This is a genomic window from Blastopirellula sp. J2-11 (assembly GCF_024584705.1).
Lineage (GTDB): Bacteria > Planctomycetota > Planctomycetia > Pirellulales > Pirellulaceae > Blastopirellula.
Genome location: NZ_CP097384.1, coordinates 5,537,502 through 5,555,213, shown reverse-complemented (window position 1 = coordinate 5,555,213; position 17,712 = coordinate 5,537,502). Strand labels below are relative to the sequence as shown.

Genomic DNA, 17,712 nt, shown 5'->3' with positions numbered 1-17,712 from the left:
GGGCGGCCATCGTCGGAAGGAAGCAAGCAGCAGCAGTGAGATAAGATAGGGCCTGGGCCGCCTACTCGCTATGTCGGATTCTCATTACGTGGCTCGAAATGCGGAGTTCGACGCCGGGTTGTCACCGATCATTTGCTGAAACATAGAGCTTTGATTCCAGCTGTCCCAGGCCTCAATGACCTTCCCATCAGCGAAACGAAACCAAGTGAGCCCGCGAGCTTGGATCTCTCGTCCCGTTGGTTTGAAGCCAAACCCATCGCCGCGATGATTGCCGATAAAACTCCAGCGAACGACGGCGGAGTCGCCTTCGGCGATGACGTCCTCCACCTGAAGTTTCATGTCTGGTAATGCGGCGAGAAGGTTATCGCGGAACGATTTAAAGATGGCGGCGCTATTGATGTCGACGCCGGATTCCAGGTGGGCGATCGCATTCTCTGCGGTCAACTCAAAAATTGCGTCATCGCGGCGCTGGTTCCAAACTTCTTCAAACCATTGTTGTGCTAGCGCCTTGAGATTTTCCATGTGCTCTTGCCCCACTGAAGTCCCGTTTTCTGCATGCTTTGCCCGGAAATCGCCTTTTATTGCCAAGCATTGCCAATCGTACCACCACATTAGCTTGGCGGCACCTGTCTTCAGGGGTATCTGCTACAAAACTAATCCTGAGATCCGATCCCCAGCGAGGAATTCGGCGTCCCCTGCCGGAAATTGGAGCAGTAGGTCGGCGGCCGCCATCGCGGCGAGATCGGCCGAACCTTTCCAAGGAAGCGGCGCCGCGGTCCGCTGCGCAGCGTTGACCCATCGCGCCGGGAAGAGCGTCGGACGATCGCCTCGGTGGAAGAAGGGCTCGGCAAGTTCCACCTCGGCGCTGCGAAGTTCGTTCTCGGTTCGACCTGCCAGCAGGCCGATCGCACGGCGAACAAACAGTTCAAAACAGACCAAGCTACTGACCGGATTGCCGGGCAATCCAAAGACTAGCGTCGTCTTGTTTAGGCTCGTGCGCTTGCCGAACCAGATCGGCTTGCCCGGCTTGAGTTGCACCTTGTGGAAGATCTGGACGACCTGATGCTTAGCCAAGACTGACGGAACTAGATCCAGCACGCCGGCCGAAACGCCGCCCGAAAGCACCAGAATGTCGGCTTCCAAACCGCGGGCAATCTTCTCGGTCAGTTCTTCGCGTACGTCTCGTGCAATTCCCAGATTTTCAGGAGTGCCCCCGGCGGCGGCAATCTGCGCGGCCAACATAGGCCCGTTGCTGTTTCGAATGCGTCCCGGACCAGGCATTTCTCCGACTTCCACCAACTCGTCCCCTGTCGAAAGAACAGCGACGCGCGGCTGGGGAACGACCAAAATATGATCGCGTCCCACTTCGGCCAAGATGCCCACTTCCAGCGGACGCAAGCGTTTGCCGGCTGACAGAACGGTCGCTCCCCGTGCGAGTGAACTTGCTTTAGGCATGATGTTTTTGCCCGACGTGACTTGAGACGCTTCGATCCGCACGCGTGCTTCGCCGATGATTTGCGTTTGCTCAATCATCACAACCGCGTCGGCGCCAGCGGGAATCGGCGCTCCGGTCATGATCTGCGCCGCTTGAGAAGCGGCGATTTTCTTAGTTGGCACGCTGCCGGCGGTGATCACTTCAATGACATCGAGTTCGGCGGCGCCGCTTGCCAGATCGACGGCTCGGACGGCGTACCCATCCATCATTGCTTTGTCGTGGGGAGGAGAGTCGATATCGCTGGCGACATCTTCCGCCAACAAACAGCCGATTGCGTTGAGCGCGGCGACCTGCCGAGCTGGCGACTTGGAGGCGTGTTGATCAATCAGATCAAGCGCTTCGGTGATCGAGATCATTGTATCCCTTAGGCCGCTTGCGAAGAGGTCATCTGCAGAAACCTCGCGAGCATATCGGTACCGGTTTCGCTTAAAAAGCTCTCTGGATGAAATTGCAGACCTTCCAGAGGCCAGTCGCGATGGCGAATCCCCATGATCTCGCGCTCGCCGTTGGGGAGAATGCTCCATGCCGAGACTTCAAATTCTTCCGGCAGCGTGTCAGGGCGAATCACCAGACTGTGATAGCGCGTCGCGATAAATGGATTGGGCATGCCGGCGAAGAGCCCTTTGTCGTCATGATGGATCTCGTCGGTCTTGCCGTGCATCAGACGTTCGGCGCGGACGATGACGCCGCCAAAGGCTTGTCCCATTGATTGATGCCCCAAGCAGACGCCCAAGATCGGCAGTTTGCCGGCGAATCGCTGGATCGATTCGACCGAGATTCCCGCTTCGTTCGGCGTGCAAGGACCGGGCGAAACGATCAAATGGCTTGGCGCCAATTCTTCGATTTCGTCGAGGGTGATTTTGTCGTTGCGGACGACGCGCAGATCAAGACCGGGATTAATTTCCCCCAGTCGCTGAACCAGGTTGTAGGTGAACGAGTCGTAATTATCGATCAGCAAGATCATGGGCGCGTCGGTCGTTAAGGCGGAAAAATCTGCGAAGAGCCGCCCGCCATTTTACGCCAATTGGCGGTAACCGACTATGCGTCGCGCTCGCGGCAGAAAGCAAGGATTTCGGCTGTCGCTGTCGGCAATGGGCCCGCTGACGGTTTCTCTGCTTGGGCCGCAGGCTCCTGCGTCGACTGCACGACTTCCGCAATGGGGGCTTCCCCGGGTTCTGCCGAAGCCGCTTTTTTCGCTCGGGCGGCGGCCAAAATATCGGCGGTGCTCACCGGTGCAGGAGATGATTTTGGTGCGGCAGGTTCGCTGCTTTCTTGCTTTTTCCCGCGTGCTGCGGCCAAAATGTCGGCCGTGTTGGGCGCCGCTTTTTTGGCGCGGGCGGCAGCTAAGATGTCGGCCGTATTCGCGCCGGGAGCAGGTTTCTTCGCTTCCGGCGTGGCGGGAGCGTCCCCTTTTTTGGCTCGCGCGGCGGCCAGAATATCGGCCGCACTTGCCGCCGGCTTGGCGGCTGAGCCGGACGCCGGCGGTTTTTTGGCGGCCGGTTTTTTCTCCGCAACCGGCTTGGGAATCGGTTTATCGACGACCTTCAGGAAATCGACATTGATGTCGTACCAACCGATGTTGTTTATGCCGTCGAATTCGACAAGTGCTCGCCCGCTCATGTTCACCGTCCGAACGACGCCGGTCATTTCGGCGAAACGTTTTAGCTCAGGGCGATCATGATCGACAACGACGTACTTGTCGGTGTATTCGCGTTTTAGTTTTTCGATGTGCTCAAAGACCATGGCGGAAGCGGGACCTTCATTCCATGGAGATAGGGTGTGTAACAACGATGACGAGGGTGCAATTTACCAGTCCGCCGAGGCGAACTGCTCGTCCATGATACGGCATCACCGGAGCGGCAGGAAGTAGTTTTTCGGCATCGCAACCGAACGCCCAATTGGGCGTTATCGTCGTGGGGTCGATTCGGAGGCCGGTTGAGGGAGCTTCGCCAGCTTGCCGGCGTACTCGGCTTGCTTGGTCGCGTTTCCTTGGCTTTCGTACATCGTCACCAGATTTGCGTAAGGTGCGATCAGCGAATCCAGCTGGTTTTCACCAGCGTCGACTCCCTGTTTAAGGAGATTCGCCCCTTGCTCGGTTAGATCCAAGCCCTGCTGATGGCGCCCTGTTTCCCAGTATGAAACCGCCATGCTGGCCAGCGCTTCGCCGCGCTGTCCAAAGGCGACATTTTTGATATCGGAATGCTTGAATTGCTTTTCGGCGTCGGCATACCAGCGGATCGCTTCGTCATGATCCCCTTTGCTGACGACCTGAGCGGCGCCGACGCGAAAGTAGAAATTGCCGAGCGTCATCCGGTCTGAAATCGACAGTTGCCGCGTCTGCGTAGCATGCTCTAGCAGCGCTGCGGTCTCGCGTGCGATCCGCATTGCGTCGTCAAACTCACCTCGATTTTGTTCAATCGTCGCCGCTTGAATCAACGCCTGACTCATTTCCCACTCGATCACTGTCTGATATGAGGGATCGCTGGTCTGCGACAACAGCTGACGCCCGACGCTTAGGATGGCGTCGACCGATTCGGTGGTGTCGAATTCGGATTCAAAATAGTTGTAGGCGGCGATCGCTTTCTGCAAGCGAGCAAGTTCCAATTCACGCGAGAAGCCTTCTTTGTCGATTAGGTTCGCTACGAAGGCGTCGGTGCTGTCGACCCATTTGGGAACGGTTAATTCACGATTTTGCCATTGTCCGGCCGCCAGATCTGTCGCGACCGCCAGGTGAGCGTCGACTAGAATCAGTTTGGCGGCGCGACGCACTTCGTCGAGCGGATTTCGAATTTCTTCCGCCGCCAGTTTGATCGACAACTGATGATGAGCTAGCGCTGAGCGGACGTCTTCACTCGGCCCGCGTGCGACCAAATCACCCCATTGGCAATAGGCTCGAGCACGAACTTCTTTGGGCAGCGCGACATTCTCGGCGATTGCTTTGGTCACATTCAACGCATCGTCATACTGGCCCATTTCGGCCTGAATCAAGGCTCGCGTCAGGCGATATTCGGGTTTGGCGCCAACGCCGGTCGCGGCGGTCTGTGCAGCCGACAGCGCGTCAGGCATTTGTCCCAGCCGGCGTTGGAGAATCGCGATCTCGTGCCAGGCGGCGGCATTAAAGGATTCCAGCTTGACGGCGGTGTTCAAGTCGGCCAGCTTCGCTTCGATTCGATCGGCCTGATAACCCTTGGCACGAATCAGAAAAGCTTCGGCAGTCGGTCGTTGGATGACGACGCTTTCGACCAGAAACTGTCGCTCTTGCGGAGCATAGCTGAACAATGCGCCCCGTTCCGGGTAGACCAATCCCAACAGCACGCCGAATTCGTCATGGACTTTCGCCCCTTCGCTTTCGACGATTTTCAATTGTTGGCGAACCTGGTCGGCTGGCGACGGTTGCTTTAAAACTAGAAAGAGCGTTTCAAGCGTGTCGTTTTGGAAGGTCGCCTCGGCGCGTTCAAAACCAGCCGTGTTAAAAACGAGCAGCGTGCGTCCGTCGACAATCGATTGACTTGCAGGCTCGCCCCATAATTCAACCAATTGGCTTCGTTGGGTCTTGCCGGCGACCAGCAAATGGATGTCGTCGCTTGGCTTGGCGGACGCAACCGGTTTTGCCTTGGGCATCGCCGACGCAGGTTGGACAGGAGTGACCGGTTTCGGCTCGACTCGCGGCGCCGGTTCTGGCGGCTTCGCTTTCGGCTTCATGTCATTGCCGTCGAGAATACGCGAGATCTTCAGCGGGCCATCATTTTGCGATGGTTTTTTCTTGGTATCAGGATATTTCGTCAACGGCGTCTTGATGCGCAGCACCGATTCGCCGCTCGTAGGCGGTTGCGGCAAACGACTTGGCGAATTGAACGAACTGGGAGTCGGAGTTGGCGCAATATCATCTTGCTTTGTATTTGCCGGCGCAGCACCTGACGCAGCTTCTTCGCTGCGGAGCGGCAACGAGAAAAACGTCAATGCAATCACGAAACAAATAAAACCGACAAGGCGGGTTTTCGCCGTGGACATGTCAAACTGTCCTCTAATGCAACTTGGTCAATTCGCCCGCAACGGCTGGCGCACGCGACCGCCGGGCGATAAATAAGGGGGCGCGGAGTATACCTAGTCCCCTGCATCCGCCAAGATCAATTCACCGCTGTGCTAGCATTTGCAGCGAAAGCTTGGATCGCGTTGCAGGGGAAGTTAGAATTGCGGAAATAGCGGATATCGACCTGAGGAGTGATCATTGTCCTATCAACTAACGCCAGCGCAACAGAAATTCGCCGAAGCGCAGGTCGCCAGCGGCGCCTATGAGTCAACCGACAAGGTCGTCGAAGCGGCGCTTGGTTTGCTTCGTGATCGACAAGTGGAGTTTGAGCGATTGGCGACTGCAATCGCTCAGGATGAACGAGGCGAGCATATCCCGTTTGATATGGAGAAAATTAAACAGGCGGGACGAGATGCTTTGCATGCTAGGCAGTCGAACGGCGAATGCTAGACATCGTTCTCACGCCAGACGCTGAGTTCGACCTGAACGAGATTTGGGTTTATATAGCGAACGAAAGCATGAACGCGGCAGATCGTGTGCTGCAAGGAATTCACGAGAGATTTGTCGCTCTCGCTGGTAACGAAGAAATGGGTGAGCAAATCCCCAAGATTTCAAGATATCGATATCGTCGTTTTTGCTATGCGAACTACGCAATCTACTATCGTTCGACGGAGCAAAAGCTCATTGTTTTACGCGTCCTGCATGGAGCCCGCGATCAAGACGCGACCCTCTCGCTGGACTAGAGCGGTTCCCTCTCCGTCTGTAGCGTTTCAGCTGGTTGCGGTTGCGATGGTCTGCGTTGACCTGCATCGACGAATCTTAGGATTCGCCTGCTTCGGTCGCCTTGGCCAGCTTGCCTTGCCGACGCTGAAGACGCGACAGCCTTCGGGGAAAACGCTCTAATCTTCTAGGTCCAAGCCTTGCGGCTGCGGCAGGTCGTCGAGCGTGCTGAGTTGAAACATCTCGAGAAAACGCTCGGTCGTCGCGTAGGTCTTCTGCTTTGCTTTCCCTTTGCCGGTTCTTTCCAGCTTCAGCAGTTCACGTCGGACCAGTTGATTGAGCAACGGTCCACTCGGTTTACCCCGCATCTTGTCGACTTTTTCGCGGGTGATATTTTGGTTGTAGGCGACCAGCGCCAGCACGTCGACCGCCGGTTGTGAGAGTTTCGCTTCGCGAACTTTGCCGTAGAACTTTTCGCGCAGACGAGTGAACTCGTCGCGCAGCTTCATGCGGAAACCGCCCCCTGAGGCGACGATCTCGTAAGGACAGCCTTCCTCTTGGTAAGCCTGATTGAGCTCTTCGACCAGGTCGGCGATCTCATCGACAGCGACTCCCCGCATCCGTGCAGATCCCCGTTCGGCGGATAGCGGAGCGTTATCGGGACTGCCGACAAAAAGCATCGACTCAAGGATGGTCCGGGGGGAAAGTTCGCAATCGTCCGGTTCATCTTCGGTCGCCAAAACCCGAGCGACCGCGTCTTCAGACGACTCTTCTTCGACCGCCGGTTGCGAAGTTTCTTCTTCCTCGCTGTCGGCGTACGGTTCGTCTCCCCCCATCGCAGCGGCGAAGGCGGCGCTCAGTTTCTCCAGCGACAACCCTTCGTCCAGGTCGTCGCCGAACGGCTCGTCATCAGATTCCGACTGGTTGCTCATAGGCGACTTCTTGCGGCGTTTAGTTCCAACGCTTCGCGACTTCGCTCTTCATAAAGGCCAGACTGTCACGAGCCAGGTCAAGCTCGGTCGAGAACATCTTGCGCCAGATCTTCGTCGCTGCGGCAATTTCCGGCAAGGCGAGACCAAACGCTTCAACCACCATCCAGCCGTCGTAACCGACTTCTTTCAACGCGTCAAAGTTCGTATCCCAGTGGACGTGCCCCGTGCCGGGGGTGCTGCGATCATTTTCCGAGATATGGACATGGGCCAGCACGTCGCTGCAATCGCGAATCGCTTGAGCGATACACTTTTCTTCGATGTTCGAGTGGAACGTGTCGTACATCGCTCGGCAGTTGGGATGATTCACTTCCCGAGCGAAGCGTGCCGAATCAGCATGCGTGTTGAGCAGATAGCACTCAAAGCGGTTGAGCGCTTCGACGCCCAGCATCACGTTCACCTGGCCGGCATGCTCGGCGACTTGACGCATCGAATCGACGCCCCATTTCCACTCGTCGGCGGTCGGACCATTACCGCTGAACAGACCGATCGCCGAATGATAAGGGCCAACCAGCGTCTCGGCGCCAAGCGCCTGGCAGCAATCGAGCGTCTGCTTGTTCAAGCGAACTCCTTCGGCGCGCACTTTGGCGTCAGCGCTGATCGGGTTATCCCCTTCGTTGCGGACGGTGACCGCGGTGCAGCCGAGACCGAGATCTTTGATTTTTTCGCCATACTTGCCCCACTTGTCGACATCGAGATTGAAGAGCGGAATTTCTACGCCGTCGTAGCCCATTTCTTTCAGATTTTCGATCACCGGCAAGAGACTCTCATCGGGATCGCCGGACCACAGCAACAGGTTCATGCCGAACTTCATGGGTGTTCTCCAAAACTTATCAAGGCAAAGGGGGCGGATCTAATGGGAAGAGTCAGCTTCGGGGCAAAGTAAATCATCAAAACGCTCTGCGACGGCCGATCGCATCGTCGGCAACAGCGGAGCGAAGCCGCTCGGTAGTGCCGGTAGTTTGACGCGCTGAAGGACCTGATTCAAGCGGAGAGTCAGCTTTTCATCCTCGGCATAGTCTTCTAAGAAGCGGACTTCGAGGAATCGTTCGATGAACCAGGCCAAGCGGTCGCTGCTGCGGGTCGCGATCTGATTGACGGCCGTCTCAACTTTCGTCGGCTCGATCTGCGCAAGTGCGTCGTAATAAGCCGGCAACAAGCCGGGATTTCGCAGCGCGAGTTCGGCGTCCAAGAGCAGCTCAACCACGATATGCCCCAAAAAACTGGGACGAAGTCCGTCATCGGCGCCCACTTGATCACGGATCAAGACGGTGAAACCCCAGGAGAGTTCGCCAAACGCTTTGGTGCGATGGAACCAATCGTCGTCATGATGATGCTGAACGACGCCGCGGGCGACTTCCGCCATGCACGGATCGTTTGCGTCGCAGTGAGGCAACGCCCCTTTCGATCGGGCGCGCATCTTGCGATCGACGACGTTCAACCAATCGGGCACAGCCGTGCCGGCCAAGAAGTAAGGCCGATCGAGAAAGAGCCTGCCGTGTGCGAAATAATTCATGCGCAGCTTACAAGTCCGAACGCTCGACTTTACGTGATGATCGCCTGCGGCGGAAAGCAAAGAATCGGGATCACCAGCGACGTAAAGCCGACAATCCAGCGAACGGCGCCGATCTTGACGCTGTCATCCGAGGTCGGCGGATGGGCAGGTCCAATCACCAATACCAGAATCAGCATTAAGATCCAGGTCCAACCAGCGCCCAACGCCATCGCGGTCACCGCCGCGATGATGACGCCCCAGGCCAGAAAGTAGGACCATTTGCCAAACAGCGTATAGGCGACATGGCCTCCATCCAGTTGACTGATCGGCAGCATGTTCAAACCGGTGACCAGCAGCCCGACCCAGCCTGCCATGAAGTAGGGATTCAGCTGCGCCTGAGCGACCGGATCGCCAAGCGAGTAACCGGGCACCTGAAACCAAGCCATCGCCCAAGCCAGCCCCAGCGGGACATCCAGCGAATACGGAGAGGGCGCCGTTTTGGTTAAATCCATTTGCAAGATGCCGACGTACAGCACCGGGATCGCGATGACCAGTCCCGCCAGCGGACCGGCTAGGCCGATGTCAAACAACTGTCGGCGATTCGCTTTCAAACCGTCCATGCCGATCACGGCGCCCATCGTGCCGATCGGCGAAATGGGGATCGGAATGAAGTACGGATAGCTAGCGTGAATTCGATAGCGGACCGTCATCAGAAAATGTCCCATCTCGTGGGCGAACAAGATCGCCAGCAAACAAGCCATATAGATCAAGCCGTCGCTCACGCTTACGTGTCGCAGCACAAGTCGGATCCCTTCGACCAGCGGATCGGAAAGGAGCGGATCGTATTCGGCGTCGACCATTCCCCCCAGCAACATCGTCGGCTGCCAACGGGTCCAACCGACGAAGAACGTAGAGAGACACGTGGCGACAAACAGCAAGATCGGCAGCAAGACGCGACGCTGGCGAACAGGACGCGGCGGGGTGGCCGCAGACGCACTTTCCGCGCGCGGAACTGCCGGCGTCGTCGGCGTTGAGTCATACGAGTCGAGCGTCTCGCGCTGAGTCGGTTCAGGGGGGGAGCTGTCAGTCATCCCTGTCATCTTAGCAAACTCGTCGACGGCGGCGAGTGATCGACAGCACGAAACCGCCGGGAGAAGGGCTCAACTAGCGCGTCTTCACCCAATAACGGTCGAGAAATAGCTCTTGGAAGTACATTTCGCCCAGCTCGCGATTAACCTCCAGCAACATCCGTTTACGAAACATGGTCAAATCGGGATCTTCCAGTTCAACGGGGCTCGCTTCACGGGCCGTTCGCAACACGCGGTCGCGCAGACGCTGCTCGCGTTCGGTCATCGCCGCTTGGGCATCGGTCACTTGGTCAGCAGGAACCAGGCCATACAGCGCGAAGTTAAACTTAGTGGTCGTGCCGGCGGTCGGATCAGACATCCGAAATTTGAAATCGCCGATCGCCATCTCTACCGGCGGCGCCTCAGGCTGGTCGGCCTGAGCCACTTCGACCGGCGGTTCCGCCGCACAACCGGCAAGCAGCGCCCCTGCCGCACAGCTGAACAACAGCAGATGTTTAATAGCGTTCGAGCGTAACATTGGTAAAAACGAACCTCTTGATCAAACTTTGCCCAATTAACTGATCTGAGAAGTCACGCAGTTGGGCTCGGACGAGCCGCAATTCTGGGTCCGCCAGATCAATCAAGTTTGCGTTTCGGCAGGTCCGAATTACTTCGTCCGAAAGCCGTCCCTTTTTGGAATCCAAAATCTCAAGCACTTTGTCTTTGTCATTGGGATCGACCAGACAATGCGTGTTGAAATGAATTGCGACGCTGTTTTGATACTCGTCCAGGTCTGGCATCCGCGTCGGATCATCGGCCGCCAAGACGGTGATCGAAAACTCGCCTAGCTCGATTTCTTCCCAACTCACCTTTTCCTCGATCCAAGGTTCGAAGGAAGTTGGCGCAGGCTTACTTGATCCACAGCCGAACGCCGTCGCCAAAGCGGCCAGGCACCCGATCAGCCATAACAAATTGTGTAGCGAAAAGCTCAGCATGTCGTTTCTTTAGCAGAGATGAGAGAGAAGAGACGCTTTGAAAGTCGACACCGAAATATGGATCGCAATTCAGCGATGGGAAATAGTTTTTACCGCAGAAGAGCGGTTGTAACGATTGTTTCGGTTTCAACGTCAGCCCTGGCGTAAACGGCGTTCTACATTAGTAAGGCATTGCGTTTTTTTAGAGGTTTGGGCAAAGCGATGAATCGAAGCGGAAGCATAATCGCCGCATTCTGTTGGCTGTTGGTCGCACTGGGGTGCGGCGAAGTGCCGATGCAGTTTCGTGATGTCGAGAATCTGCCGAAACCGACTGATCCGGCCGAGTTCGATTTGGGGTCGTTCGATATTACGATCCCCCAAGACAAAACCAACAGCACGATCATGTTGGACTTTCACGCCTATGTGATCATGCCGAAATACCAGGTCGAGCAATTTCAGACGGAGTTCGACCAGAAGCAGCGGCGCGTGCGAAATGGGATCATCCTGAAAATTCGCGAATTCACCCGCTCGCAATTGAACGAGCCAGAACTCGAATCGGTTCGCGGCGCTATCGCTGCGGGAGTTGGTGATGTGATCACGGAACCCGCAATCAACTCGGTCGGCTTCTACCACATCCGATTTTTGGAAGAGTAATTCACTACTTCATCGGAGAGCCGGTCGGCTCCTCCAACACCATCTTCGCCTCGCTCGCTACCTCGCGAAGTTGCAACGGGATCTCTGTCTTTAGCAGTGCGTCGAGTTGCTGGATCACCGGGGCGCGATCCAACTGGGGATTCTCATGCGCCAGAATCACGATGGCGCGGATGGCGTTGTTCATGGTCGACGCTTGCTGAACGCGCTGGCGAATCTGCAAATCGTCCGCGCTGATCGTGTCCAGAATATCGGCCGGCGCAACAAGTTCCTTTGCGGGCAATTTGTTGGGATCGAGCATCTCAAGCAGCATCGGCGTCGCACGCAGATCTCCTTGCCGCGCTAAGCCGGTCGCCGCGTTGTAGCGGACATCGGAGAAGGAGTCGCTGGTGAGTTCATCCAAACGATTGTTGGCGCGATCGCCTCCCAAGACTCCCAGCGCGAAACAGGCCCGGCTGCGGAGTTGATCTTCATAACGCTGCGAAAATGGGAGAGACGAATCGCTGCGCACCGTTGACGCTGCTTGTAACGTCTCCCAGACCTGAGGATCGTCACGCAGCCCTTTGGCGCCCAGGTTGTCGATCGCTTCGGCCAGCGCTTCGACCGCGGCCAAGCGAACTTGTTGATCTTCCGGCGTCGCGTCTTGATTGGCGGCTTTCAAAAGCGCGGGTAGACCCTCTGGGGTCTTGAGCGTACCGATCGCGCGGCAGAGGAAACTGCGCAGCCAAATTTCCTTCTCGTCGAGCTTGCCTGATTCGGCCAATTGTTCGTCCAGCAGATGCGACAACTGCATGGCGAACGCCGGATCGGTTTTCAGTTCTTCGTTCCGACGATCGTGCAACGCCTCGGCCAGATTCCAGGCCGATTGCCAGGCGGAATCGCTGGGACGCTGCAGTTCTTCGACGTAAGTGCGCGGATCTCCGTGCCAGCCGGCGAGAAATTGCGGGATCAATACGAACGAGACCGCTCCTAGAACGATCAGCAGCGGCGCGATGAATAGCTGCATCAAGAACTTTGACGTCGGCGGCTTTACTTCGGGCAACGCGTCGTCAGGAGAAAAGGGCTGCTTCCCTTCCGGCGGCTCCAATTTTTTGGCGTCGACGTCTTCGTTTGAGTTGGCGAAATCGCTCATCGTGGGGCGCATACGAAAAAGAGATACAAATCGGGAGAGATTCGCTTAGTGTAGGCGCATGGCGACGCAATCACAATCATCGCCGCCCAAGCGATCGCTGGCTACGAAGTAACGGGGGCTTGTTGATCGCGCAGATAGGCTTGTCGCGCCAGCCCACTAGCGCCGAGATATCCCGCGTCGGTACCGAGTGAGGTAAAGCGAATCGCCGTCTTTTTGGCCGGAACCGGAAAGGCGCGACGTTTTACTTCTTCACGAACACGTTCGATAAACATCGTGCCTAGCGGCGAGTCAGCGCCGCCAAAATTGACTGCTCCGCCCAGCACCACGGCGCCGGGGTCAATCGTGTGCATCAGCGACACCACGCCGACACCAAGATAGCGAGCCGTTTCCATCACGATGAATAGCGAAAGTTCGTCGCCGCGTTCGGCTTCTTCGGCAACCATCAGCGGAGTCAGTTTTTCGCCTTTGTTCATCCGCGCCATCAGAGAACTCTTCTCGCCCGACTCCAACGCTTCTTGCGTTCGCTTTACGATCGCCGTGCCGCTGGCGTAGGCTTCCAAATGGCCGCGCTGACCGGTAGGGATTGGGCGAGCGTCATCGTTGAAATCAATGATGATGTGGCCGCATTCCGAACCAAAGCTATGATCCCCTTCGACCAACGTGTCGTTGACGATGATGCCGCCGCCGACGCCTGTGCCGAGCGTTAGTAGGACCATGCTACGGAATTCGCGTCCCGAGCCGAGCCAATACTCGCCGAACGCGGCCGCGTTTGCGTCATTGGCCAGAATGACCGTCGCGCCTGTCTCTTCTTCTAAAGCTTGACGAATCGGGAAGTGATACCAATGCGGCAAATTGTGCGGCTCCATTGTTCTGCCGTTGACGATGTCGATCATGCCTGGCATTGCCAAGCCGATCGATGCGACGTCCGTCATCGTGTGACCAATATCGGCCAGCATCGTGCGCAGCTCGATCGCAACACGACGGATCGCGCTGGCGGGACCATGCGGTTCATCGGTGGCGATTTTGTGATAGGCCAGCGTGCGGCCTTCGTCGTCTACGAGGCCGAGCTTGATGTTGGTTCCACCAACGTCCACGCCGAAGAAGAAGGGAGGAGTCGTCACGGGGAGGAAATTGTCCAGATGAGCTGTTGTGAATTTGTCGTTTGAGACCGAAGCGGTCGTCCGGTAGGACAAAATTACTATAGGCAAGGGGACCGCTGGTCACAATCGACAAAAAGAGATTCGCGAAAAGTGCTTAGCCCAGTTCGCTCATTCGCCGTCGGATCTCGGTGGACGAGATATCGGCCCGAAACAGCTCTGGACTGACACCATCGCTCAGTCTGCGCAAAGGCGTGGGAAGTTCGATCTCTTCCAGCGTCGTGAATTCCCCTTTTACCTGCCGAGGAAAGACCAGAAAGCGGCAGTTTTGCTCGTTAAATTCTCGAATCGCGGCATCCCGTTTTTTTTCGGAGTCGTTGTAATAACGCAGGTCGGCGATTCGCACGATCGTGTCGGCCCCGACCACAAACGTCGTTTCCGGAAAGATTCTCGACTTCTCCACAAAGGTAGGCGCTCGCGTTAACCAGCAGCGCTGCGGGGGTTCGAATTGTTCGACGCGCTCCGCCATTTCGCCGAAGTCGAGCGGCGGCTTTTCGACGTTCTCAATCGAGATTTCATACTCCACCGGACGCCCCAAAATCTGTTCGGCGACTGCCGCCATCTCGAGGTGACCTTCGTGCAGCGGATTGAAAGCGCCGGACATTACCACGCCGGAATTCTCACTCGGAGATCCGGCCTCACCCGACCCGACGCATGCCCGAATATCGCCTTGCAAGAGTTCGCGCCAACTTGGCTGAGCACGATAGACCGTCTCATCAATCTGTTCGCCGGGGAGCAAATTTAGACGGAGCGTCTCGGTCAGACCGGCCGCAGCGGCAAGTCGGTCCAAGATCAATTCAGCGGTCAGTTTTTCTTCTTCGTCACGCGTGCGAGCTTCTTTGGTCAGCACCAGATTGGCGACCGTGGTCGCTTCCGGAGTTTGAATCGCCAAATGGACGCGATGCGGACCTTTTTTCGCTTGATGCGATTTCAGACTTGCCGTGCAGCCGACGCCCATCAAAGGAGGCTGTTCGCCGCTGGCCAAACCGGACGCCGCCGCTTTTTGCCACAACTTGCGAGCTCGCAAGAATGCGCTGACCGCCATTGCGCGAGCCGTAGCTTCGCTGCAGTATTGTTCGGGGGGCCGTTTCAGCAGGTCGGTCAGTGCGACGCTGGAATAGGGAACGGTCGCCTCCAGCAAGGTTAGCGAAGCGCCGGGAACTTGCAGCAGGCGGCTGATCGCCTCGCTGCCGCCGCCGGCGACCGCCATCACCAGTTGGTTTGGGGCGAGATGTAACTGACGAATTAGATGGGTGGGCTGAACGTAGGGCACAACGTTGGCTGCCTGGGGGCGAGATCGGTTATCTCTCTACGTTCTATCGTAAGACGCAAGACTAGCGATCGCCAACCCAGGATCTGTGAATTGCCTGACGAATTGTGCTCTCACGCTTGGATTCGAATCAGGCGCCGCACAGCTTCCCGACAAGCGGCGATCAGCTCGCTTCGTCCCTAGTCTTCATGAATCATCCCTCTGTAGATGCCTAGCGGCGTCATTCGCGCTTGCAGGCTCCCCTCTAGTGGGAGAGCTCTGCAATTCCCGCGGAGTCGACCTGCCGGCAAAGCGGAAGGCCGAAAATATCGCGTGTCTCGGGATAAGTTGTCGACAGTTGCAGCGGCCGCAGTTTTTTCTGCAAGTCGATCCCATCGCTGATGAGTGGTCGTTTCCGGAATACGCGCAGCGAAGTTTTGAATCCGAGCTGGAAAAGATTGTGAAATAAGCAGGGAGCGCAGCGGCTGCTTGCCCAGGCGTCGACCGCTAGCTCCGGCAAGTCCAGTTATTCTTGCAAAAATCTTTTGAACAGACGCCGAATTTCGCCGGGTTAAAACGGTTGTAACGGGAAAGCTGTCGGGATTGTAACGATCGCACACGTTCCGTTTGCAGAACTGCTGGAAATCTGCCCCGGTAATCATGCTCGAAATCTTGAAGCAAAATCGGTTGTTGTTAAAGTCATGGAGAACGTGCATCTCGAAGAGCATTCATGAAGTTTCGCCTGGCTGTTTTGATGAAGGCCTGCCCACTGTGAGAATTCGCCGCCCGCACCCTGACGAAGTCGACCAACTGCTTCTCAACGCGCAGCTGCGCGATGAGTTAGAGCCGTATTTCGACGAGTCGATCGCGTGCCTTGATAACGGACGCGTTCCGTTGCATGTCGAGAACGAATTTCTGACCGCAATTCTGGCTTGGGAACGCGCTCCGATTTTGCCGCTGGGGGAGTGGTTCTCTCCTCCTCTGCAGCTTCCTTCGCCAGATACGCTTTCGGATGAACAAATTCACCAACTTCTTTGGAGCTCGATCCAGACTCTAGCTAGCAAGCGGATCTATCTCGACTTCACGGATCATCTTAGCGATCGGCAGCTTTACTGCATTTTGAAGCGGGATATTTTGACGTCGTACGAGAAGATGGTCGACTTGCCGTCACACTCGCTGTCGTTCAATTGTGCGCCGCCGGACGACGATCCGGACGTTTGGCTGCGCTACTATGCGAGCGAAGAAGAACGCAACGGCTGGGAAGAGGAGACGGGGCAACCGCTCCCTCCCTATCAACCTTCGCCGTTTCCCCGCAAGCTTCCCAAGAGTTCCGCCTAACGCGGTTACTTCTTTAGGATGCTGGTTTCCGGCGCCGTAGCGGCGCGAACGGTCGGCTCTTCACTAGCGTCGGTCGTCGCCGTCGCTTTCGGTTCAGGAAGCGAGAGCATCTCGAAACCAGAGGCGAAATTGCGATCCGCCTCGGCGAACTTCTCCGCCAAAGTGGTTTCGAGCGTGAAGACGATCGAATAGCGACGACCCGAGTCATCGGAAAACAAGTAGTAGATCCATTCGATCGGCATGCTCTCGGCGACGCCGTTGGCCGTTACCCGCAAGCGTCGCAGACCGTTCGAGGAAAGCCCTTCTGACGCGTCGGCGAACTGGGCGAAGTTCTTGCCCAGCGACTTCTGCACCTCTTGTTGGAACGCTTCAAGCGTCATCTGCTCACCAGGCTTCAAGTCACTGATGCGGGTCACGTTGCACTGGGCGATCAGATCTCCCTGCTTTACCAGGCGGAAGACCGACTGTTTGGCGGTTTCGCTCATCATGGTCCAGTCACGTTCCAGCAGCAGTCCGAACCCGGCTTCTTTCGCCTCGTAATCCAGTAGCATTTTGCCGGCGTTGGGAGTCAGGTCGAGTTTCGCCAGTTTGGCGTCACTGAGCGAATCGACGGTCTCTTTGACCGGTTGTGACAACATCCGGATGACTGCTTTGACTTTGAAGCCGGGGGCGTTGTGGGCGATGGCGCGATTTTCGTCAATCGCGGCGGCGACCCATTCGACCGTGTTGTTTTCGAGATTGAAATTAACTTTGGCTTTGATCGATAGATCGGTCGCGACTCCGCCAGCGGCGCCAGCGATGGCGCCGCTGATATCCATCTTGGCTTGGGTCTTTGTGATCTGGATCAGCTTGGCCTGGATGTCGTTTTGCGAAACGGCGTCGAGCAGGAAGAGTTCGGCCAGGCGATCGTTGTCGAACGTCCACTGATCGCCAACTTTGACTTTTTCTTTCGGCAGAAAATGCCCTGCTAGCAAACTGCTGCATTGGACATTAATCAAATCGCATTCGGCGCGATTAAAGTGCCCTTCTGTCAAAAACAGATTTTGGCGTCCCCCATCGAGTTCGGCGGCGACCAACGTTTTGGAGGCAGGGAGCGTTGTCCGCTCATCCTGGCCGTTCAACTTCATGTCGGCCCAGGCTTCGTCGTACTTGCGGATGGCCGCAATTGGGGAGTCTGTCCCGAGGATACGCTCGTCATATTGAAGGGTGCCGGTCAGGGCCATGGGAAATTCGCGAATTTTGGTCCCGTCGGGATTTACGCGAACGGTCCCTTCGACCTCCATAACTACTTTGACGACACGGTTTTGGGCATCGGGACTCACTTTCATCTGAACACTTGGTTCGGCGGCTGCAGAAAATGCCGGGATGAAAAAGGAAAGCGAAACGAATAACGCCAATCGTGCATCGAAGTTCAT

At 56.7% G+C, this 17,712-nt stretch carries 19 protein-coding genes; 4 read left to right on the top strand and 15 right to left on the bottom strand.

The window, feature by feature from the left end; all coding sequences use genetic code 11:
* Positions 1-84: 84 nt before the first annotated feature.
* From M4951_RS22025 to M4951_RS22005, 5 genes are all read right to left on the bottom strand, one after another.
* On the bottom strand, positions 85-522 hold the full coding sequence (locus M4951_RS22025; RefSeq protein WP_262023761.1) for an ester cyclase: 438 nt from the start codon (positions 520-522) through the stop codon (positions 85-87).
* A gap of 123 nt (positions 523-645) precedes the next feature.
* Positions 646-1,851 (bottom strand): gephyrin-like molybdotransferase Glp, encoded by a 1,206-nt coding sequence (gene glp, locus M4951_RS22020; protein ID WP_262023760.1) that lies wholly within the window; start codon positions 1,849-1,851, stop codon positions 646-648.
* 8 nt (positions 1,852-1,859) lie between these two features.
* Positions 1,860-2,459: an anthranilate synthase component II gene (locus tag M4951_RS22015; RefSeq protein WP_262023759.1), complete on the bottom strand. Its 600-nt coding sequence runs from the start codon at positions 2,457-2,459 to the stop codon at positions 1,860-1,862.
* A 74-nt stretch (positions 2,460-2,533) separates the two neighbouring features.
* The gene (locus tag M4951_RS22010; RefSeq protein WP_262023758.1) at positions 2,534-3,238 is read right to left on the bottom strand and encodes a hypothetical protein; all 705 of its coding nucleotides are present in this window, start codon (positions 3,236-3,238) and stop codon (positions 2,534-2,536) included.
* A 162-nt stretch (positions 3,239-3,400) separates the two neighbouring features.
* Positions 3,401-5,506, bottom strand: a complete 2,106-nt coding sequence (locus M4951_RS22005; protein ID WP_262023757.1) for a tetratricopeptide repeat protein — start codon at positions 5,504-5,506, stop codon at positions 3,401-3,403.
* A 217-nt stretch (positions 5,507-5,723) separates the two neighbouring features.
* Here M4951_RS22005 and M4951_RS22000 point away from each other — a divergent pair, with 217 nt between their 5' ends.
* Positions 5,724-5,975 carry a type II toxin-antitoxin system ParD family antitoxin gene (locus tag M4951_RS22000; protein ID WP_262023756.1) on the top strand — a complete coding sequence of 84 codons (252 nt, stop codon included), beginning with the start codon at positions 5,724-5,726 and terminating at the stop codon, positions 5,973-5,975.
* Entirely contained in the window at positions 5,969-6,268 is a 300-nt protein-coding gene (locus M4951_RS21995; protein WP_262023755.1) for a type II toxin-antitoxin system RelE/ParE family toxin, read from the top strand. The genes M4951_RS22000 and M4951_RS21995 overlap by 7 nt, the downstream gene beginning before the upstream one ends.
* 156 nt (positions 6,269-6,424) lie before the next feature.
* Here M4951_RS21995 and M4951_RS21990 read toward each other — a convergent pair whose 3' ends face one another.
* The 6 genes from M4951_RS21990 to M4951_RS21965 all read right to left on the bottom strand — a co-directional run bounded on the left by M4951_RS21990 (position 6,425) and on the right by M4951_RS21965 (position 10,791).
* Positions 6,425-7,177, bottom strand: coding sequence for an SMC-Scp complex subunit ScpB (locus tag M4951_RS21990; RefSeq protein WP_262023754.1), 753 nt, complete (start codon positions 7,175-7,177; stop codon positions 6,425-6,427).
* 19 nt (positions 7,178-7,196) lie between these two features.
* Complete coding sequence (locus M4951_RS21985) at positions 7,197-8,048, bottom strand: sugar phosphate isomerase/epimerase family protein (protein WP_262023753.1); 852 nt, start codon at positions 8,046-8,048, stop codon at positions 7,197-7,199.
* 39 nt (positions 8,049-8,087) lie between these two features.
* Complete coding sequence (locus M4951_RS21980) at positions 8,088-8,750, bottom strand: hypothetical protein (protein WP_262023752.1); 663 nt, start codon at positions 8,748-8,750, stop codon at positions 8,088-8,090.
* A gap of 29 nt (positions 8,751-8,779) precedes the next feature.
* Entirely contained in the window at positions 8,780-9,820 is a 1,041-nt protein-coding gene (locus M4951_RS21975) for a site-2 protease family protein (protein WP_262023751.1), read from the bottom strand.
* Between the two features lie 73 nt (positions 9,821-9,893).
* Positions 9,894-10,334: a hypothetical protein gene (locus M4951_RS21970; protein ID WP_262023750.1), complete on the bottom strand. Its 441-nt coding sequence runs from the start codon at positions 10,332-10,334 to the stop codon at positions 9,894-9,896.
* The gene (locus M4951_RS21965; protein WP_262023749.1) at positions 10,312-10,791 is read right to left on the bottom strand and encodes a hypothetical protein; all 480 of its coding nucleotides are present in this window, start codon (positions 10,789-10,791) and stop codon (positions 10,312-10,314) included. Before M4951_RS21965 ends, M4951_RS21970 begins: the two co-directional genes overlap by 23 nt.
* A gap of 201 nt (positions 10,792-10,992) precedes the next feature.
* Here M4951_RS21965 and M4951_RS21960 point away from each other — a divergent pair, with 201 nt between their 5' ends.
* Complete coding sequence (locus M4951_RS21960; RefSeq protein WP_262023748.1) at positions 10,993-11,424, top strand: hypothetical protein; 432 nt, start codon at positions 10,993-10,995, stop codon at positions 11,422-11,424.
* A gap of 4 nt (positions 11,425-11,428) precedes the next feature.
* Here M4951_RS21960 and M4951_RS21955 read toward each other — a convergent pair whose 3' ends face one another.
* From M4951_RS21955 to M4951_RS21945, 3 genes are all read right to left on the bottom strand, one after another.
* The gene (locus M4951_RS21955; RefSeq protein ID WP_262023747.1) at positions 11,429-12,553 is read right to left on the bottom strand and encodes a HEAT repeat domain-containing protein; all 1,125 of its coding nucleotides are present in this window, start codon (positions 12,551-12,553) and stop codon (positions 11,429-11,431) included.
* Between the two features lie 101 nt (positions 12,554-12,654).
* The gene (locus tag M4951_RS21950; protein ID WP_262023746.1) at positions 12,655-13,674 is read right to left on the bottom strand and encodes an ROK family protein; all 1,020 of its coding nucleotides are present in this window, start codon (positions 13,672-13,674) and stop codon (positions 12,655-12,657) included.
* Positions 13,675-13,807: 133 nt separating this feature from the next.
* Positions 13,808-14,983: a hypothetical protein gene (locus M4951_RS21945; protein ID WP_262023745.1), complete on the bottom strand. Its 1,176-nt coding sequence runs from the start codon at positions 14,981-14,983 to the stop codon at positions 13,808-13,810.
* Positions 14,984-15,730: 747 nt separating this feature from the next.
* Here M4951_RS21945 and M4951_RS21940 point away from each other — a divergent pair.
* On the top strand, positions 15,731-16,297 hold the full coding sequence (locus M4951_RS21940) for a hypothetical protein (RefSeq protein WP_262023744.1): 567 nt from the start codon (positions 15,731-15,733) through the stop codon (positions 16,295-16,297).
* Between the two features lie 5 nt (positions 16,298-16,302).
* On the opposite strand, the gene M4951_RS21935 is transcribed toward M4951_RS21940, so the two are convergent.
* Positions 16,303-17,712: a hypothetical protein gene (locus M4951_RS21935; RefSeq protein WP_262023743.1), complete on the bottom strand. Its 1,410-nt coding sequence runs from the start codon at positions 17,710-17,712 to the stop codon at positions 16,303-16,305.

What these genes read in the sequence shown, in the direction of transcription:
- M4951_RS22025 (WP_262023761.1), bottom strand. Translation starts at nt 522, where the DNA reads ATGGAAAATCTCAAGGCGCTAGCACAACAATGGTTTGAAGAAGTTTGG.
- glp (WP_262023760.1), bottom strand. Translation starts at nt 1,851, where the DNA reads ATGATCTCGATCACCGAAGCGCTTGATCTGATTGATCAACACGCCTCC.
- M4951_RS22015 (WP_262023759.1), bottom strand. Translation starts at nt 2,459, where the DNA reads ATGATCTTGCTGATCGATAATTACGACTCGTTCACCTACAACCTGGTT.
- M4951_RS22010 (WP_262023758.1), bottom strand. Translation starts at nt 3,238, where the DNA reads ATGGTCTTTGAGCACATCGAAAAACTAAAACGCGAATACACCGACAAG.
- M4951_RS22005 (WP_262023757.1), bottom strand. Translation starts at nt 5,506, where the DNA reads ATGTCCACGGCGAAAACCCGCCTTGTCGGTTTTATTTGTTTCGTGATT.
- M4951_RS21995 (WP_262023755.1), top strand. Translation starts at nt 5,969, where the DNA reads ATGCTAGACATCGTTCTCACGCCAGACGCTGAGTTCGACCTGAACGAG.
- M4951_RS21990 (WP_262023754.1), bottom strand. Translation starts at nt 7,177, where the DNA reads ATGAGCAACCAGTCGGAATCTGATGACGAGCCGTTCGGCGACGACCTG.
- M4951_RS21985 (WP_262023753.1), bottom strand. Translation starts at nt 8,048, where the DNA reads ATGAAGTTCGGCATGAACCTGTTGCTGTGGTCCGGCGATCCCGATGAG.
- M4951_RS21980 (WP_262023752.1), bottom strand. Translation starts at nt 8,750, where the DNA reads ATGAATTATTTCGCACACGGCAGGCTCTTTCTCGATCGGCCTTACTTC.
- M4951_RS21975 (WP_262023751.1), bottom strand. Translation starts at nt 9,820, where the DNA reads ATGACTGACAGCTCCCCCCCTGAACCGACTCAGCGCGAGACGCTCGAC.
- M4951_RS21970 (WP_262023750.1), bottom strand. Translation starts at nt 10,334, where the DNA reads ATGTTACGCTCGAACGCTATTAAACATCTGCTGTTGTTCAGCTGTGCG.
- M4951_RS21965 (WP_262023749.1), bottom strand. Translation starts at nt 10,791, where the DNA reads ATGCTGAGCTTTTCGCTACACAATTTGTTATGGCTGATCGGGTGCCTG.
- M4951_RS21960 (WP_262023748.1), top strand. Translation starts at nt 10,993, where the DNA reads ATGAATCGAAGCGGAAGCATAATCGCCGCATTCTGTTGGCTGTTGGTC.
- M4951_RS21955 (WP_262023747.1), bottom strand. Translation starts at nt 12,553, where the DNA reads ATGAGCGATTTCGCCAACTCAAACGAAGACGTCGACGCCAAAAAATTG.
- M4951_RS21935 (WP_262023743.1), bottom strand. Translation starts at nt 17,712, where the DNA reads ATGAACTTCGATGCACGATTGGCGTTATTCGTTTCGCTTTCCTTTTTC.